15 protein-coding genes are annotated in these 15,375 nt (G+C 66.6%); 3 read left to right on the top strand and 12 right to left on the bottom strand.

Annotated features, from left to right (window positions below; all coding sequences use genetic code 11):
• Positions 1-18 precede the first annotated feature (18 nt).
• The 3 genes from iolB to PFLCHA0_RS13250 form a co-directional block, all read right to left on the bottom strand.
• Complete coding sequence (gene iolB, locus PFLCHA0_RS13260; protein WP_015635313.1) at positions 19-825, bottom strand: 5-deoxy-glucuronate isomerase; 807 nt, start codon at positions 823-825, stop codon at positions 19-21.
• Positions 822-1,730 carry a myo-inosose-2 dehydratase gene (iolE, locus tag PFLCHA0_RS13255; RefSeq protein WP_015635312.1) on the bottom strand — a complete coding sequence of 303 codons (909 nt, stop codon included), beginning with the start codon at positions 1,728-1,730 and terminating at the stop codon, positions 822-824. The genes iolB and iolE overlap by 4 nt, the downstream gene beginning before the upstream one ends.
• Positions 1,731-1,860: 130 nt before the next feature.
• The gene (locus PFLCHA0_RS13250; protein ID WP_015635311.1) at positions 1,861-3,801 is read right to left on the bottom strand and encodes a bifunctional 5-dehydro-2-deoxygluconokinase/5-dehydro-2-deoxyphosphogluconate aldolase; all 1,941 of its coding nucleotides are present in this window, start codon (positions 3,799-3,801) and stop codon (positions 1,861-1,863) included.
• A 315-nt stretch (positions 3,802-4,116) separates the two neighbouring features.
• Here PFLCHA0_RS13250 and PFLCHA0_RS13245 point away from each other — a divergent pair, with 315 nt between their 5' ends.
• On the top strand, positions 4,117-5,037 hold the full coding sequence (locus PFLCHA0_RS13245; protein ID WP_011060881.1) for a MurR/RpiR family transcriptional regulator: 921 nt from the start codon (positions 4,117-4,119) through the stop codon (positions 5,035-5,037).
• A 19-nt stretch (positions 5,038-5,056) separates the two neighbouring features.
• On the opposite strand, the gene PFLCHA0_RS13240 is transcribed toward PFLCHA0_RS13245, so the two are convergent.
• From PFLCHA0_RS13240 to pdxR, 3 genes are all read right to left on the bottom strand, one after another.
• Complete coding sequence (locus PFLCHA0_RS13240) at positions 5,057-5,326, bottom strand: DUF7660 family protein (protein WP_011060880.1); 270 nt, start codon at positions 5,324-5,326, stop codon at positions 5,057-5,059.
• Between the two features lie 15 nt (positions 5,327-5,341).
• Entirely contained in the window at positions 5,342-6,262 is a 921-nt protein-coding gene (locus PFLCHA0_RS13235; protein WP_015635310.1) for a DHH family phosphoesterase, read from the bottom strand.
• Between the two features lie 75 nt (positions 6,263-6,337).
• Positions 6,338-7,807 (bottom strand): MocR-like pyridoxine biosynthesis transcription factor PdxR, encoded by a 1,470-nt coding sequence (gene pdxR / locus PFLCHA0_RS13230; RefSeq protein WP_011060878.1) that lies wholly within the window; start codon positions 7,805-7,807, stop codon positions 6,338-6,340.
• Between the two features lie 92 nt (positions 7,808-7,899).
• Here pdxR and PFLCHA0_RS13225 point away from each other — a divergent pair, with 92 nt between their 5' ends.
• A complete protein-coding gene (locus PFLCHA0_RS13225) occupies positions 7,900-9,123 on the top strand; it encodes a multidrug effflux MFS transporter (RefSeq protein WP_015635309.1) in 1,224 nt (407 codons plus the stop codon).
• Between the two features lie 258 nt (positions 9,124-9,381).
• Complete coding sequence (locus PFLCHA0_RS13220) at positions 9,382-9,993, top strand: glutathione S-transferase (protein WP_011060876.1); 612 nt, start codon at positions 9,382-9,384, stop codon at positions 9,991-9,993.
• A 104-nt stretch (positions 9,994-10,097) separates the two neighbouring features.
• Here PFLCHA0_RS13220 and hcnC read toward each other — a convergent pair whose 3' ends face one another.
• The 6 genes from hcnC to PFLCHA0_RS13190 form a co-directional block, all read right to left on the bottom strand.
• Positions 10,098-11,351 (bottom strand): cyanide-forming glycine dehydrogenase subunit HcnC, encoded by a 1,254-nt coding sequence (gene hcnC / locus PFLCHA0_RS13215; RefSeq protein ID WP_015635308.1) that lies wholly within the window; start codon positions 11,349-11,351, stop codon positions 10,098-10,100.
• Complete coding sequence (hcnB, locus tag PFLCHA0_RS13210; protein WP_011060874.1) at positions 11,344-12,753, bottom strand: cyanide-forming glycine dehydrogenase subunit HcnB; 1,410 nt, start codon at positions 12,751-12,753, stop codon at positions 11,344-11,346. The genes hcnC and hcnB overlap by 8 nt, the downstream gene beginning before the upstream one ends.
• Positions 12,750-13,067, bottom strand: a complete 318-nt coding sequence (gene hcnA / locus PFLCHA0_RS13205; RefSeq protein WP_011060873.1) for a cyanide-forming glycine dehydrogenase subunit HcnA — start codon at positions 13,065-13,067, stop codon at positions 12,750-12,752. The genes hcnB and hcnA overlap by 4 nt, the downstream gene beginning before the upstream one ends.
• Positions 13,068-13,456: 389 nt before the next feature.
• Positions 13,457-14,398 (bottom strand): hypothetical protein, encoded by a 942-nt coding sequence (locus tag PFLCHA0_RS13200; protein ID WP_015635306.1) that lies wholly within the window; start codon positions 14,396-14,398, stop codon positions 13,457-13,459.
• A 190-nt stretch (positions 14,399-14,588) separates the two neighbouring features.
• A complete protein-coding gene (locus PFLCHA0_RS13195; RefSeq protein ID WP_015635305.1) occupies positions 14,589-14,975 on the bottom strand; it encodes a hypothetical protein in 387 nt (128 codons plus the stop codon).
• A gap of 38 nt (positions 14,976-15,013) precedes the next feature.
• Positions 15,014-15,355: a YdcA family protein gene (locus PFLCHA0_RS13190; RefSeq protein WP_015635304.1), complete on the bottom strand. Its 342-nt coding sequence runs from the start codon at positions 15,353-15,355 to the stop codon at positions 15,014-15,016.
• Positions 15,356-15,375 lie beyond the last annotated feature (20 nt).

Below are 15,375 nucleotides of genomic sequence, written 5' to 3'. Positions count from 1 at the left end.
TCGGCAAAGGTGCGTCGTTCACAGATCCAGCAGCCAGCTGTGCCGGGGGTCGTTATGGAACTGCCAGACCCGCTTCGGCCCAGCCATCACGTTCAGGTAATAGGACTCGTAGCCATAGGGCACGCTGACCGGGTGGTAGCCCCTGGGCACTACCACCAGGTCGTGGTGCTCCACCGCCATGGCCTCGTCCAGGCTGCGGTCGTCGGTGTAGACCCGCTGGAAGACAAAGCCCTGGGGCGGGTTGAGCTGGTGGTAATAGGTCTCTTCCAGAAAGCTCTGGTGCGGCAGGTCGTCGGTGTCGTGCTTGTGCGGCGGGTAGCTGGAGGAATGCCCGGACGGCGTGCGCACCTCCACTACCAGCAGGGAATGGGCCGGTTCGCTGTCGGGCAGGATGTCGCAGACGTAGCGAGTATTGGCGCCCTTGCCGCGCACGCTGCGCTTGCATTGTTCCGGGCGGATCAGCCGTGGGCCGAGGTCGTTATCGACTGCCCCCGGGGCGGCACACACAGCGATCTGCACATCGCTCAAGGCGGTGACCCGGGCCCGACTGCCCGGCGGCAGGTAGGCTGCAAAGGGGGATTTGTCTTCGAACACCGATTGCCGGTCACCCAGGTTGGGCCACTGGAAGGCGCCCTGGGACGCTTCGCCCTGCACATCGATGCGGCCGCTGAGCAGCACCAGGCACAGCTCCTTGTCGCCGGCGCTGACCGGCAGGCTTTCCCCCAGGCCCAGGCGGTAGGCACTGAACCCCACGTATTCCAGGGCGCCCTCTTGCAGCTGGACCATGGTCCGGCCCTTTGCAGCGCTTTTAACCAGCAGGCTCATTGGGCAGCCCTCCTGCGTTGCAGCGCGGCATCCAGCAGGGCCCGCAGGGTGTCGTAACCTTTTTTCGCATAGACGTAGCTCGGCGCCACCGCCGGGTCCTGCTCGGCCTCCACTACCAGCCAGCCCTGGTAGCCAGCGTCCAGCAGCACATCGAGCAAGGGAGCGAAGTCAATGTCGCCATCGCCCGGCACGGTAAAGGTGCCGTTGACGATGCAGTCGGGGAAGCTCCACAGGTTGTTGCGCGCCAGTTGCACCACCGGCTTGCGCACGTCCTTGAAGTGCACATGGCACACCCTCCCGATATGCCGGCGCAGCACCTCCAGGGGTTCGCCGCCGCCCATGTAGCAATGGCCCGAATCGAAAAGCAGGCCGACTTCCTCGCCGGTCAGGCGCATCAGCGTGTCGATGTCCGCCGGGGACTCGACGTAGGCGCCCATGTGGTGGTGATAGGCCAGGCGCACGCCCTGGGACAGGGTGAAACGCGCCAGCTCCGTGAGTTTGTCCGCGTAATCCTGCCAGGCCTGTGCACTGTGCCAGCGCGGGCGCTCGATCAGACGCACCGGCAAGCCCTGGATCGAGTCGGCCACTTCGCCGTAGACCAGCACCGAGGCGCCGTTGCGTTTGAGCAGTTCGACGTGGCTGGCAATGGCGTCGATTTCCTCGGCCACCGAACGCCGGGCCAGGCGGCTGGAGTACCAGCCCGAGACCAGCGCCAGGTCATAAGGGCGCAACACATCGCCCACGCCCTTGGCGTCCTTGGGGAACTTGCCGTTGAGTTCGAAGCCTTGGTAACCGATCTCGCGCCCTTCGCTGAGGGCGGTGCTCAAGGGCGTTTCACCGCCCAGGGCCGGCAGGTCGTCGTTGCTCCAGGAAATCGGGTTGATGCCAATTCGGATCGCGGGCATGGCTGCACCTTTTGTTGTTATTCATGAAAGCGTGGAGAACGGCCTCGCACTGGTAGGAGCTGGCTTGCCAGCGAAGGCGCCGGCGAGCCTGGCACCAGGCTCAAGACCCTCTTCGCCGGCAAGCCGGCTCCTACACAGGGCGGGCGCTGCGCCAGGCGTTGATCAGTTGTTCGAAGGTGTCCTGCACTTGCCGGATCAGGGTGTCGTCGTCGATCTCCCCCGCCAGCCAGGCTCGGCTGGGCTCCTGGAAAATCGTGCGGCCCACGGCAAAGCCCCGGCAGGTGCGGCTGTCAGCCGCTTGCCGGAAGCCCTCGGCTAGGGCTTCGGCCGAGGCATTCAGGCCCAGCAGCACCACGCCACGGCAATAGGGGTCGCGCTCCTGGATCAGCTCATCGAGCTTTTTCCATTCCTCGGCCGACTGCGCCTCGATCTTCCACCACGCGGGGTAGATGCCCAGGTTGTACAGGCGCTTGAGGCTGCGGTAGAGCACCTCGGGATGAGCGCCGGGCAGGTCCCTGGGCGGGATGATTTCCAGCAGCAGTTCATGCCCGCTGACCTGGGACGCCTGGTACAGGCCACGGATCTGCGCTTCCTGTTCCAGGCGCAGCAGGGGGTCGTCGTCCGGGTGAAATTGCACCAGGCACTTGATGATCTGTTCCTGGGGCCAGGCGATCAGGTTGCTGCCCACCGAGCGCCCGTGCTCGAACGCCAGGGGCCGCGAGCCCTGCACTTCCACCGGGCGCGCCACCCACCAGCCGCGCCCGGTGGCGGCGTTCAGCGCCTCCTGGCCGAAGCGCTGGTCGGCCAGCAGGCCGACATCGGCCTCGATGCCCCGGCGCCGCAGGTCGGCTTCGACCCGCTGCACCGCTTCTATGAAGAGTTGCTTGAGCTGACCGATGGCCTTGAGCTCGCGACCGGCTTGTTGGGCCAGCTCCACCAGTTGCCCACGGTGGTCGAAGGCAAAGACGAACAGGGGCTTCCAGGCCTTGCGCGGCACGCTGACCTGATGCAGGCGTTGCAGGACCGGGTCCTGGTCGGGACGGGTGATGGGCACCGGGCTGCTGAACAGATAGTCCAGTTCGGCCCGGGTCGGCATCGCCGGGGCGCAGGCGTGGCGCGACACCACCAGGCCGCCGCAGGCGTTGGCCAACTGGCAGCAGCGCTCATCACTGGCCTCTTCCAGCCAGCCACTGAGGAAGCCGGACATGAAGGCATCGCCGGCGCCCAGCACGTTGAGCACCTCCACCCGCACGCCGGGGTAGATCGCCCCGTCTTCCAGGCGCTCCGGAATCTCGCCGTGGATCACCGTGCACCCTTGCGGGCCAAGCTTGACCACCAGGGTAGCGGCGCTCAGGGAGCGCACGGTGCGCAAGGCCGTCAGCAGGTCGTCGCTGCCACCGGCAATCAGGAATTCCTCTTCGGTGCCGACGATCAGGTCGAAGCGCGGCAGGATGCCCTGCACATGCTGGCTGACCTGCGGGTCGGCCACGAACCGGGTCTGGCCGTCGGCCTTGCCCGCCAGGCCCCAGAGCACCGGCCGGTAGTCGATGTCCAGGACCCGCTTGACCCCGTGCTTTTGCGCGTAGTCCAGGGCCTGCAGGCTGGCCCGGTAGACGCCATCGGTGGAGAAATGGGTGCCGGTGATCAGCAGGGCCTTGCTGGAGGCAATGAAGGCTTCGTCGATGTCGGCGGCGCACAGCGCCATGTCCGCGCAGTTCTCGCGGTAGAACACCAGGGGGAAGGTTTCGCGGTCCTTGAGGCCCAGCAGGACCAGGGCGGTGAGGCGCTGCGGGTCGACCTTGACGGCGCTGACGTCGCAGCCTTCGCGCACCAGCGACTCCAGCAGGAAGCGCCCCATGTGGTCGTCACCGACCCGGCTCAGCATCGCCGACTTGAGGCCCAGCCGCGCAGTGCCAAAGGCAATGTTCGCCGACGAGCCGCCGAGGTATTTGGCAAAGCTTGCGACATCCTCCAGCCGGGCCCCCACTTGCTGCGCGTAGAGGTCGACGCCCAGGCGTCCGAGGCAGATCAGATCCAATTGACGCCCACTGGCAAAACGAGTCTGGCCCATGCTGGCTCCTGTTATTTTTATCAGCCGCTGCCTGCCGTCGCGCACTGCCCCGGCAGGCCTACTTGGTGGATGCAGACTAGAACGTCTCCCGGCACCAATCAATATTTATTCTATAAATTTTTTACGTGGAATATTTTTTCCATTAAACTTTTCTGCAATGCCCAAGGCTGCGCCGTGCATCGTTTCAGCAAGGCGCCCGGGGCCGGGCCCCTCAAGATTTTCCCGGCGCCGACCCTGTAGACTGCCCGCAGCCCATTTATTGTCAGGGGGCGACGCCCGCGGTCGCTCCCATCAGTACCCTCAGAAGGATCCGTTATGTCCCGCACCGATCAGCCGGCCCTGTCCGATCGCACGCCCGAGAGCGACCTTGCCAGCCCTCCGGCCAATGCCGAGCGGCTGCTGCAGTTGATCACCGAGGAGTACGAGAGCCTGCCGCGCCAGCTCAAGCGCATCGCCAGCTACATGAGCCAGCAGAGCGACCGGATCATGGTCGACCGGATCAGCGACATCGCCCGCGAGTGCGAGGTGCACCCTTCGGCCATCGTGCGTTTTTCCCAGCGTTTCGGCTTCAGCGGCTTCAGTGAAATGCAGGCGCTGTTCCGCCAGGCCTACACCCACAAGGCCACGCCGGTGCAGAACTACCAGCAGCGCATCCGCAGCCTGATCGCCAACAAGTCGCAGAAGGCCAGCGACGGCGACCTGGCGCGCGACTGCATCAGCGCCACCCTGTCGGGGATCGAGCGCCTGGGCCTGGAGCTGGACGACGCGGCCTTCGAGCAGGCCGTGGACCTGGTGGTCAACACCGACAATATCTATGTGGTGGGGGTGCGCCGCTCCTTCGCCGTGGCCGACTACCTGGTGTACAACCTGCAGCACACCAACAAGCGCATCCACCTGGTGTCGGGGCTGGGGGGCAGCTACCGCGAGCAGATGCGCAGTATCCGCCCCAACGACCTGGTGATCGCCATCAGCTTCACCCCCTACGCCAAGGAAACCCAGCACTGCCTGCGCATTGCCCAGCACAACCAGGCCAAGACCCTGATCATCACCGACAGCACCCTGTCGCCCCTGGCCAAGCGCGCCAACAGCGTGCTGCTGGTCAACGAGGGCAGCTCCTTCGCCTTCCGCTCACTGAGCGCCACCCTGTGCCTGTGCCAGGCGCTGTTCATTGCCGTGGCCTACCGCCTGGAACTGAAGATGGACGAGATTCACGAACAGGGCGGCTTCGACGACTAGCCCTTCGGCTGGCGCGGCGCTATTCGTAGATCTTGCCGCAGTACAGGAACACCGCGAAGCGCTGCCAGGGCGAAGCCTCCACCAGCCCCTGGGTGGCACCGATGCCGGTGGCCTCGGCCCAGGCGTGGGCGCCGTCGAGAAAATCCTCGATGCAATGGTTCTGCCAACTGTCGGCCTCGCCGGCCTGGGCCATGCGCTGCGCCTGGCGGCGGTCGGCAATCAGCGCCTGAACGAAGTCGAGGAAGCTCTGCTCGTCATGCACCTGCTGCAAGCGTTGTTCAAGGTCCATTGGGGCTCTCCGGGGTCAGGACGTTGCCTGGAGCGCCAGGCCCTTGCGCAGCAGTTCCTTGCGCAGGATCGGCCGGCCCGGGCAATGCACGCCGTCCAGGGTGCTGCACTCTAGCAGCCGTTCCAGCTTGCGGGCACTGCCCGGGCTGCCGGTCAGCAGGTAGCTCGTGCCTTCGCCGAGGCTGATCAGGTTCAGCAGCCAGTCATCGCCCCACTGCCCCAGCACCTGCTCGATCAGGCTGCGCTGGCGCACCAGCAGGCCCTGGGCATGCCACAGGGTCAGTTGGGCGAAACGCCGCGGCAGGTTGCTGGACGCTTCGAACACTTTCAGGTCCTTGAGCAGGGCCTCGGGCAGTTGTGCTTCGATCTGCTGCTGGCACTCCTTGAAATAGTCTTCGGGCCAGTCGGGGCCCAGGCCGGCCAGCGCGGCCAGGTCGGCGTAGGCCTGGCGGTCCGCCGCGGTGCACCCCTGGTCGGTGAAGTTCAGGGTGTTGTCGAGAATGCCCGCCGCCAGCAGTTGCGCGCTGTCGCGGCTGATCCTGGGCAGCAACCCGGAGTCGCGCCAGCGCTGGTAGACCTGGGTACAGGCGGCACCGATCTGGCGGATATCCGCGTGCTGGCCCAGGCGCTCGTTCCAGAAGGCCTCGAAACCCGGGTGATGGTCGATGACCTCCACCACCCGGTCCAGGTCCACCAGCGGGTCCAGGTGCAGGTGGTTGGAAATGTCCACCAGCACGAACTGCTCGGTCCCTTGCGGAACATGGGCGTCCAGCCCCTTGAGACGCTGGCGGAAAGTGCCCGGGATGCTCTCGTTGAGCGGCGCGCTGCTCAGGGCCCGGGCCGGGCGGCCGTTGAGGTTGAGCCATTCGGCATAGGCAATGCAGCCGGCGTAGGCGTCGATATCCAGATAAGCCGCGCCGGCGGTGACAATGATCATGACGTCCCTGTAATCCACAAAGGCCGGAGGCCGGGGCGCCGAGGGTGCCTGAGCCACATGACAGCCAGATGACAGTCAGCGGCCCTCTACAGGCCCTGCCTCGGCCACCAGCAGCGCCGCCAGCCGCGAGCCGCTGAAGCGGATCTGCGCCAGGCTCAGGGCCGCGTAGCCGACGATCACCGCCGCCGGCCGGCGCACCTGCTGGCAGTGCTCGGCCAGGCCCTGCAACAGCAGGCCCTGCTGGGCCGCGCGCTGGCGAAAGCGCGCCTCATCGCTGCCCGGCGGCAACGTCAGCAGCAGATGCAGCCCGGCCTGCTGGCCGCTGATGCTGTAGCAGCCTGGCGCTTCACTGGCGAGGATCGCCAGCAGCAGGTCGCGGCGTTCCTGATAGGCCTGGCGCGCCGCCCGCAGATTGCGCAGGAAGGCGCCGCTGGCGATGTAGTCGGCCAGGGCCAGTTGCTCGATCACCCCCACCGAGCGCCCGGTGTCCTGCAAGGTGGCCAGCAACCGCGGGCGCAGGCGCTCGGGCAGCAGCATGAACCCTACCCGCAGGCCGGCGAACAGGGTCTTGTTGAAGCTGCCGCAGTAGATGACGCGGTCGTCCCGGTCCAGGGACTTGAGGGCCGCCAGGGGCGCGCTCTGGTAGTTGAATTCGCTGTCGTAGTCGTCCTCCACCACCCAGGCCTCGCTGTGCCGGGCCCACTCCAGCAGGGCCAGGCGCCGGGACACCGGCATGGTCATGCCCAGGGGCGCCTGATGGGCCGGGGTGACATAGACCATGCGGGCATCCTGATGGTGTTGCAGCTGCTGTACATCGATCCCGTCCTCCTCCACCGGAATCGGCACCAGCCGCGCTCCGGCCAGGGCGAACAGGCTCCGGGCCGACAGGTAGCCGGGGTCTTCGAGGCACACCTTGTCGCCCGCTTGCAGCAGGCTGCGGGCCAGCAGGTCGAGGCCATGGCGGATGCCGGTGGTGATCATCACCTGCTGCGGCTCGCAGGCGATGCCCCGGTGCTGCCCCAGGTACTGGGCGATCTGCTGGCGCAGGGCCGGCAGGCCGCCGGGGTCGGCGTCCCACAGCGACTGCGCCGAAGCATTGCCCAGGGCCCGGGTCAGGGAGCGGGTCCAGCGTTGCAGGGGAAACAGCGCCGGGTCGGCCAGCCGGGCGACAAAGGGCTGGCCGGCCCGCACGCTGAGCGGCGGGTACGGTGGTTCGCTCTCGCTGACGATGGGTGCCGCCGCCCGTGCCGGGGCGCTCAGGTACAGGTCCGGCACCACCGCGCAGACCCGGGTCCCGGAACCGCTGGCCCGGCTCACATAACCTTCGCTGCGCAAGCGGTCGAAGACCACTTCCAGGGTGCCCCGGGACAGGCCCCAGCGCTGGGCCAGGGTGCGGGTCGAGGGCAAGCGGCAGCCGGCAGGCAGGCGTTTTTCCAGGATCGCCTGGCGCAGGGCACTGTAGGCGCTGTCCTGTTTGCCCGGGGCTTCATCGCAGTGCTGGGGCAGCGGCAGGTCGAGGGGCACGGGGTGTTTTCCACGGCTCATAGTGGTCCAGTCAAAAGCGGCCTAAATGGTGCTCGGCATTAAACCACAAACCCCTTAATTTCAGCGCCATCGCCCTCTGCCCCGAGCCTGCCATGCCGCCCGCCAGCCCCATCACCACCCGCTCCATCGCTGTTGAACGCCCCCTCGCCCCCTGGCTCTGGACCCTGTTGCTGCTGGTGGTGGTCTGCCTGCCGCGGATCAGCATCGACCTGTACCTGCCGGCGCTGCCGGCCATGGCCGACCAACTGGGGGCCAGCGACGCCCAGCTGCAACTGACCCTGAGCCTGTACATGCTCGGCTATGCCCTGTCGATGCTGCTGGGTGGCCCGCTGTGCGACCGCTATGGCCGGCGCCCGGTACTGCTGGCGGGCACAGCGCTGTTTCTCGCGGCCAGCCTGGCCTGCATGCTGGCCGCCAGTGTCGAAGTACTGATGGCCGCCCGCCTGCTGCAGGCCCTGGGCGGTTGCTGCGGCACCCTGGTGGGCCGGGTCATGGTCCGCGACCGCTGCCCGCCCGAGGAGCAGCCGCGGCTGCTGGGGCTGTTGTCCATGGGCATTGCCCTGTCGCCAATGCTGGCACCGCCCCTGGGCAGCTTGATCGACCAGTTGCTGGGCTGGCGTGGCCTGTTCCTGTGCCTGAGCCTGGTGGCCGCTGCGGCCTGGCTGCTGATGTTCAAGCGGCTGGCCGAAACCCGCCCGCCGCAGCTCGCGCCAGTGGCCGTGAAAAGCCTGCCGAGCCTGTACCTGCGCCTGCTGGGCGAGGCCTACTTCATGCGCTATTCCCTGGCCATCGGCTGCCTTTACTGCACCTACTTCCCGTTCATTGTGCAATCGCCGGCCCTGTTGCAGCGCCAGCTGGGGCTGTCGCCCACGGCCTACGCCCTGGTGTTCGCCGCCACCGTGGCCGGCTACCTGATGGGGTCGCGGCTGTTCCAGCGCCTGGGGGTACGCCACAGTGCCGACCGCCTGATCACCGCGGCCTGCCTGTTGAACCTGGCCGGCGCCGGCCTGTTGCTGCTCACCCGCAGCCTGTGGCCCGACAGCCTGTGGGCCATCGTGCTGCCGATGCTGGCGCTGATGCTCTCGGTGGGCCTGGCGATTCCCGCCTGCCAGCTGGCGATTCTGCAGCCCTATGCGGCGGTGGCCGGCACCGCCTCGGGGCTGTTCTTCTTTATCCAGATGGCCATGACCGCCGGCTGCGGGCTGTTGGCCAGCCTGCTGGCGGACAGCCCGGCGGGCTCGCTGCAGGCCCTGACCGGCCTGTTCAGCCTGGCCCTGGGGCTGGCCTGGTGGTGCCTGCGGCCACGGCGGTGGTAGGCGCCGGCTCAGAACGCCTTCCTGCACCCCTGTAGCCGCTGCTGAGCCTACAAAGCTGCGAAAGGCCGGGCCGCGTTCGGTACGCGGGGCCTTGCTTGGCGGCCTCCTGCCGAACCTCGGGCGCCCTCAAGCCTCCCGCGTCTTCTTCGCAGCCTGCGGCAGCGGCTACAGGTTTGCACTGTGCAAGGTTGCTTCAATACCGCTAAATTGACCGCGCCTTTCCCATCCGTTGTGCCGTTCAAGACAAGGAAATACGTGATGAAGCTTATTGGAATGCTCGATTCACCCTACGTGCGCCGCGTCGCCATCAGCCTCAAGAGCCTGGGCCTGCCCTTCGAGCATCACTCGCTTTCGGTGTTCAGCACCTTCGAGCAGTTCAAGGCGATCAACCCCGTGGTCAAGGCCCCGACCCTGGTCTGCGAGGGCGGTGAAGTGCTGATGGATTCGAGCCTGATCATCGACTACCTGGAAACCCTGGCCGGCCCGCAACGCAGCCTGATGCCCACCGCCCTGCCCCAGCGCCTGCGTGAGCTGCGGCTGGTCGGCCTGGCCCTGGCGGCCTGCGAGAAGTCGGTACAGATCGTTTACGAGCGCAACCTGCGCCCTGCGGAGAAACAGCACGGCCCCTGGCTGGAGCGGGTTGGCGGCCAGTTGCAGGCCGCCTATGGCGAGCTGGAGCAGGAGTTGCAGAAACAGCCCCTGCCCCGGGACGGTTCCCTGGGCCAGGCCGGCATCAGCCTGGCGGTGGCCTGGAGTTTCAGCCAGATGATGGTGGCGGACCAGTTCAACCCCGGACAATTCCCGGCAGTACGCGGCTTTGCCGAGTACGCCGAACAATTGCCGGTGTTCCTCGCCACCCCCGCCACCTGAGCCACACCCTCCCCGTAGGAGCCGGCTTGCCGGCGAAGAGGCCTGCAAGCCTTGCAGCGCCTTCGAAGACGCCTTCGCTGGCAAGCCAGCTCCTACAGCAGCGGTCAGGCCGGTTCGGGCTGTTTCTTCACGGGGGCAGTGGCGAAGCGCCGGGCCAGGAAGGGGGTGATGTCCAGCGGCAGGGCTTCTTCGTTCACCAGTTTGTCCAGCAACACGCCGGTGATGGCCGAGGTCAGGATGCCGGTGCGGAAGTGCCCACAGGCATTGAGGTAGCCTTCGACCCCATCCATCGGCCCGAGGATCGGCAGCTCATCCGGCGAACCCGGGCGCAACCCCGCCCAGCAGCGCTTGAGGTTGACATGGGCCAGCTCCGGTACGCAGCGCACTGCGCCCTGCACCAGGCCGTTGATCTCCGGGTAGGTGGTGGTGACGTCGAAGCCCTTGTCCTCGGTGGTACTGCCGATCAGGATCTCGCCGTTGTCCTTCTGCGCCATGTAGCAGTCGCTGGTGGTGAGGCAGCCGTTGAGCAGCTTGGGCATGCGCTCGGTGAGAAGGATCTGGCCCTTCACCGGCTTCACCGGAATCTCGATGCCGGTGGCCTGCAGGCTCAGCTCGGCGGCCCAGGCGCCGGCAGCGTTGATCAGGGTCGTGCAGCGGAACAATCCGGCAACGTCGGTTTTCACCCCGCTGACCCGATTGCCCTGGTGCAGGACCCCGGTGACGTTGGTGTTGAAGTACACATCCACGCCGTTCTGGCGTGCGCCTTCGGTGTAGGCGTCGGTGAGGCGGAACGGGTTGACCTGGTGGTCGCAGAGGAACTCCAGGGCGCCCTGGGCTTCATGGCTGACATTGGGTTCCGAGGCGCGCAGGGCCGCCTGGTCGAGCCAGCGCACCTGGTCGCTCAGGTGCGGGATGCAACCGACGATGTGCTCGGCGTACAGGCGATCTTCCTCGTCATAGATGACGAACTTGAGCCCGGTCTGCTCGAACTTGAAATCCATGTTGTGCAGGCCCATCAGCTCGCGGTGCAGGCGTGGGTACAACTCGTTGGACTGCAGGGCGAAGTCGAAGAACGACTGCGGCAGGATGTGCGGAGTGCTGGAATCCACCACCACCGCCGAACCCTGGGCCTCGCGCTTGCGGTTGGCCGACATCATGCGAAAGAAGATCACCCCGCAGCCCAGCCCCACCGACTCGCCGATGGCCCACAGGCCGCCGGCCGAAGCGCGGCTGGCGTTGCCCGGGCGCTTGGCGTCGATCAGCGCCACCTTCAGGTCCTTGCGCTTGGACAACTGGTAGGCGCAGGAAGCGCCGATCACGCCGCCACCGGCAATGACCACGTCGTAATGCTTAATCATGCTGGGAGACCTCCTGGTCAGACGGCGGGAACGCGGAAAATGGAATCGGGTCCAGGGGGAAGCGCGGGCGGATCCAGCCCACGTCCTTGCGCCCGGTGGCCTGGCGCAGGCGGTCGCTGCAATAGCCCACGCACATCCGCCCCTGGCAGTCGCCCATGCTCACCCGGGTGCGCATTTTCAGGCTGGCCATGTCCTGCACGCCCTGGCTCAGGGCACGCTCGATGTCGTTGCGGGTGGTGTGTTCGCAACGGCAGATCACGGTGTCGCCCTTGGGCAGCTCTACCTGCCCGGCGCCACGCGCGGTATAGCGGTCCACCGCACCACGAAAACGCAGGATCGAGGCCAGCTTGCGCTCGTAACCCTGGCGCCGTTGCAGGGCCGCTTCGTTGCTCAGTACGCCACGCTGCATGAGGATCGACAGCGCGGCGATACGCCCGCTGAGCATGGCCGCCTCGCCGCCGCGGATGCCGCCCATGTCGCCGGCCAGGTGCACGTGGGGCTCGCTGCTCTGCTGCCAGGCGTTGGCGCTGGCGCGCAGGTAGCCGTCGTCGCTGAAGTTGTGTTCCAGGCCCATCTGCTGGCTCAACTGGGTGCGCGGGATGAAGCCGTAGCCCACCGCCAGGGTCTGGGCAGCAATGCGCTGGGCCTTGGCCATGTCCGGCTGCCAGTCGCTGGAGTACGGCGCCACGGTGACCACGCTCAGGGCGTCCTGGCCCTGGGCTTCGACCACGCCCCAGCCATAGCGCAGGGCAATGCCGTGCAGCTTGAGGTAGGCGAGCATGCTCAGGCCGTCGAGAAACAGTTGCGGCTTGTTGAGCATGGCCAGGCTCTGCTTGGCGATCTTGCCCAGGGCACAAGCCTCGTAGACCCCCGCCACGCGCACGCCGGAAGCATGCAGCTGGCACGCCACCAGGGGCAGCAAGGGGCCGGTACCGGCGATCACCACCGGGCTCTGGGGCTTGACCACCCCGCTCTTGATCTGCAATTGCAGGCCACCCAGCAGCTTGACCCCGGGCAGGGTCCAGCCGGGGAACGGCACACTGCGCTCATGGCAGCCGGCGGCCAGTATCAACTGCTCGTAGCTGACCTGCTGCACCTGCTCTTCGCCATCGAGCAGCACCAGGCTCTGGGTGCCCTCGGCGCCCACTACCCGGCTGTTGAGGCGCACGTCGATCATCTGTTCGTGGTCGGCGAAATCGCCGTGCAGCTTGGCCAGCATTTCGCAGTAGCGCGGCCCCAGGTAATCCAGCTGCACGCCGTCGCGCAACGGCCCGCGGTAGACCACGCCCCCCAGGCGCGAGGCCTCTTCGATCAGGGTGCTGCGCACGCCGTGCTCGGCCAGTTCGATGGCGGCCGCCATGCCCGCCGGCCCACCGCCGACGATCACCGGGTTCAGGCTCATAACGTGGGCTCCGTTTCAGTGATGCGGTTGCTCAGGGTCTGCACCTGCATCCCCGGCTTGACCAGGGTCTGGCAGGCGCGGCGCTTGTGCCGGCCGTCGATCTGCACCAGGCAGCAATGGCACACGCCCATGCCGCAGTAGGCGCCGACCAGTTGCCCGTGATCGTTACGCGCCACCTGGCGCAGGCCGGTGGCCTGGATCACGCTGAGGACGGTTTCACCCAGGGCGGCAGTGACTGGCTGGCCATTGAGGCTGATGGTCATGTCCGCATGCTGCAGCGGCTGAATATCGAAGTTGCGGTCTATCTGACGCATTGTGGGTTCATCCGTGAAAAATGAATGGGGTTGCCGGCGTCCCGCCGTCCATGCTGCTGCGGTCGGGACCGGGCAACGTCCCGGTCCCAAGCTGTTTGTCAGAACCGAGCGCGGGCCAATCTAGTCGGTTTGTCGGACACGGATATTGATCTGGGCCAAGCAAACGGCTGCCTCGCACGGGGCGGTGGCCAGCCCTTGCAAAACTGCGATACCGCGCACAAAAACGCCGCTGGCGGCAATGGCCGGCAGCGGCGTTCGGGAAGGCCCGGGCCCGTTCGGGCCGGGCTTTATAGCTTGAATCAGTGCATGAACAGGGCGATCAGGATAATCACCGGGATCGGCACACCGAGGAACCACAAGAGTAATGAGCGCATGGGAAATCTCCTGGATCAGTGAACGGGGGTGGGGGCTACGGTGCGCGGCTGGACATCGCTTTCAAGCCAGACCACGGCGTCCCGACGACGACCGCCAAAGGTCGCCGCGAGGCTGGCGAAGAAGGCCCCGCACAGCAGCGCGATAAACATCCACAGCGACGACCAGGCAGCCACCTTGGCTGCGGTGTCGGCAGCTTCCTTGGCGGCCTGCTTGGCTTCTTCCACGGCCTGGCGGGTCTTGGCGAAGACTTCATCGACCCGACGCTCGGCATCGGCCTGGCTGAGGTTGGTACGCTGGGCCACCAATTGCGCCAGGTAGCTGCGGTCCTCAGGGGCCAACTGGCCGTCGTTGCTCAGGGTGCGCACGAAGATCCGCGATACCGTGCCACGGGCCGCGTCATCGCTGACCGCCGCCGGGCGATCGTCGCGGAACAGGCTGTCGACGAAGTAGCCGTAGTCATCCTGGGAACCCTGGGCGGCAGCATGGCCGGCCACCTGGGTCATGGCACCGGCGGCGCCGGAAGCCACCTGGGCGCCGGCATGCACGCCGCCGCTGATGACGCTGCTGACCGACCCCACCACCAAAGTCGCGGTGACCAGGGTGGCCACGGCCCAGGCCAGGAAGCCATGGGCGGTGTCGCGGAAATACACTTCATCGCCATGCAGGTTGGCCCACTTCACCCGCAGGCGCCCGGCGATGTAACCGCCCAGGCCGGCAGCGATGATCTGCGTCACGGCCAGCCAGACAATGCTGGAAATGCCCAGGCCCTTGGCGCTGATGCCGCTGCCGGCCCAGGGCGAAACCGCGGAAAAGCCCAGGCCGAAGCCCAGCAACAGGAGGATCAGCGAAAGAGCGGCGGCCGCCGCGGCGCCGGCGAAGATCGCCGCCCAGGACACGCCCGAGTGATGACTCGAGGCATCTGCGGTGACCAGCAGGTGTTCAGAGGGTCTGTTCATTGTTGTTCAGCTCCAGGCATGAAAAATGGTGTTACACGTCTCGAAGGGACAAGTGCAGCCACCGTGCCAGTCGCACGAACTTTATAAGCTCTTTTATTTCAATGACTTGCGATAAGCAGACAATCCCGGATCGTGCAATTTACCGGCCCGGGAGTTTTCGGGCGGGCGTTCTGCACGGCCCGCCCGGTGCTCAGGCCTGCCGGCTCCGGTAGAGCTCCCGGCCGCGGGTCCAGCACAGGTGCACCACCAGTACCAGGACCCACAGGGCCAGCAGCAGGTTGCCCACCAGGGCCAATTGCCCGATACCCTGCCCCCACAAGGTAAAGAGCGGCAATGCCAGCCAGGCCGAACGACGAAAATCCAGCAGCCGCATGATTGCCGGCACGGCCACCGCCATCAGGGCGATGACCAGGACGTCCAGGCCGCGATACGCCAGCATCCAGCGCGCATAGCGAGGGTCGGCAGCATAGGCCTCCAGGTAACCCGGCAGGCGCAGCGCCAGATCCACGGCGAGGCTCAACAGCAGGCTGGCCAGCAGCAGCCACAGCAGTCCTTTGAAACGTGATGCGTAGTTCATTGCACAACACCTTGATACACAGAAGGTCAATCGGGTTTTCAATGCCGCTTGTAGCTCTTGTTGCCACTGGGGGTCAGGCAGTACACCCCGCCCCGGGGCCCGGTGCAGAAACTGCCGCTGCCACAGCTGCATCCCTGGGCGTCGCGCAGCAGGGGCTCGGCCCGCGGGGTAGTGGAGCGTTGGCCGGACATCAGGGCGCAGTTCTTTTTCGACGCGCTGATGGAGCCGTCGTTGCACAGGAACAGCTCGCCGTCGCAACGGGCGATGCCGCCCTTGCGCCCGGAACAGGGCTGGTTGGCCGCCAGCACCACGCTGCTGCACAGCACCATCAGGCAGAGAAAGGACATTGGCTTCCAGCCAACCCGGGGCAGGCCCGTCATGGATGTGCCTCCTGGCCATA

Source organism: Pseudomonas protegens CHA0 (assembly GCF_000397205.1).
In the GTDB taxonomy this organism is placed as follows: domain Bacteria; phylum Pseudomonadota; class Gammaproteobacteria; order Pseudomonadales; family Pseudomonadaceae; genus Aquipseudomonas; species Aquipseudomonas protegens.
The sequence above is the reverse complement of the archived record's forward strand: the minus strand, read 5'-3'. Positions and strand labels throughout refer to the sequence as shown.

Coding starts and splice junctions, on each gene's coding strand:
- iolB (WP_015635313.1), bottom strand. CDS start 825: ATGAGCCTGCTGGTTAAAAGCGCTGCAAAGGGCCGGACCATGGTCCAG.
- iolE (WP_015635312.1), bottom strand. CDS start 1,730: ATGCCCGCGATCCGAATTGGCATCAACCCGATTTCCTGGAGCAACGAC.
- PFLCHA0_RS13250 (WP_015635311.1), bottom strand. CDS start 3,801: ATGGGCCAGACTCGTTTTGCCAGTGGGCGTCAATTGGATCTGATCTGC.
- PFLCHA0_RS13245 (WP_011060881.1), top strand. CDS start 4,117: ATGTCCCGCACCGATCAGCCGGCCCTGTCCGATCGCACGCCCGAGAGC.
- PFLCHA0_RS13240 (WP_011060880.1), bottom strand. CDS start 5,326: ATGGACCTTGAACAACGCTTGCAGCAGGTGCATGACGAGCAGAGCTTC.
- PFLCHA0_RS13235 (WP_015635310.1), bottom strand. CDS start 6,262: ATGATCATTGTCACCGCCGGCGCGGCTTATCTGGATATCGACGCCTAC.
- pdxR (WP_011060878.1), bottom strand. CDS start 7,807: ATGAGCCGTGGAAAACACCCCGTGCCCCTCGACCTGCCGCTGCCCCAG.
- PFLCHA0_RS13225 (WP_015635309.1), top strand. CDS start 7,900: ATGCCGCCCGCCAGCCCCATCACCACCCGCTCCATCGCTGTTGAACGC.
- PFLCHA0_RS13220 (WP_011060876.1), top strand. CDS start 9,382: ATGAAGCTTATTGGAATGCTCGATTCACCCTACGTGCGCCGCGTCGCC.
- hcnC (WP_015635308.1), bottom strand. CDS start 11,351: ATGATTAAGCATTACGACGTGGTCATTGCCGGTGGCGGCGTGATCGGC.
- hcnB (WP_011060874.1), bottom strand. CDS start 12,753: ATGAGCCTGAACCCGGTGATCGTCGGCGGTGGGCCGGCGGGCATGGCG.
- hcnA (WP_011060873.1), bottom strand. CDS start 13,067: ATGCGTCAGATAGACCGCAACTTCGATATTCAGCCGCTGCAGCATGCG.
- PFLCHA0_RS13200 (WP_015635306.1), bottom strand. CDS start 14,398: ATGAACAGACCCTCTGAACACCTGCTGGTCACCGCAGATGCCTCGAGT.
- PFLCHA0_RS13195 (WP_015635305.1), bottom strand. CDS start 14,975: ATGAACTACGCATCACGTTTCAAAGGACTGCTGTGGCTGCTGCTGGCC.
- PFLCHA0_RS13190 (WP_015635304.1), bottom strand. CDS start 15,355: ATGACGGGCCTGCCCCGGGTTGGCTGGAAGCCAATGTCCTTTCTCTGC.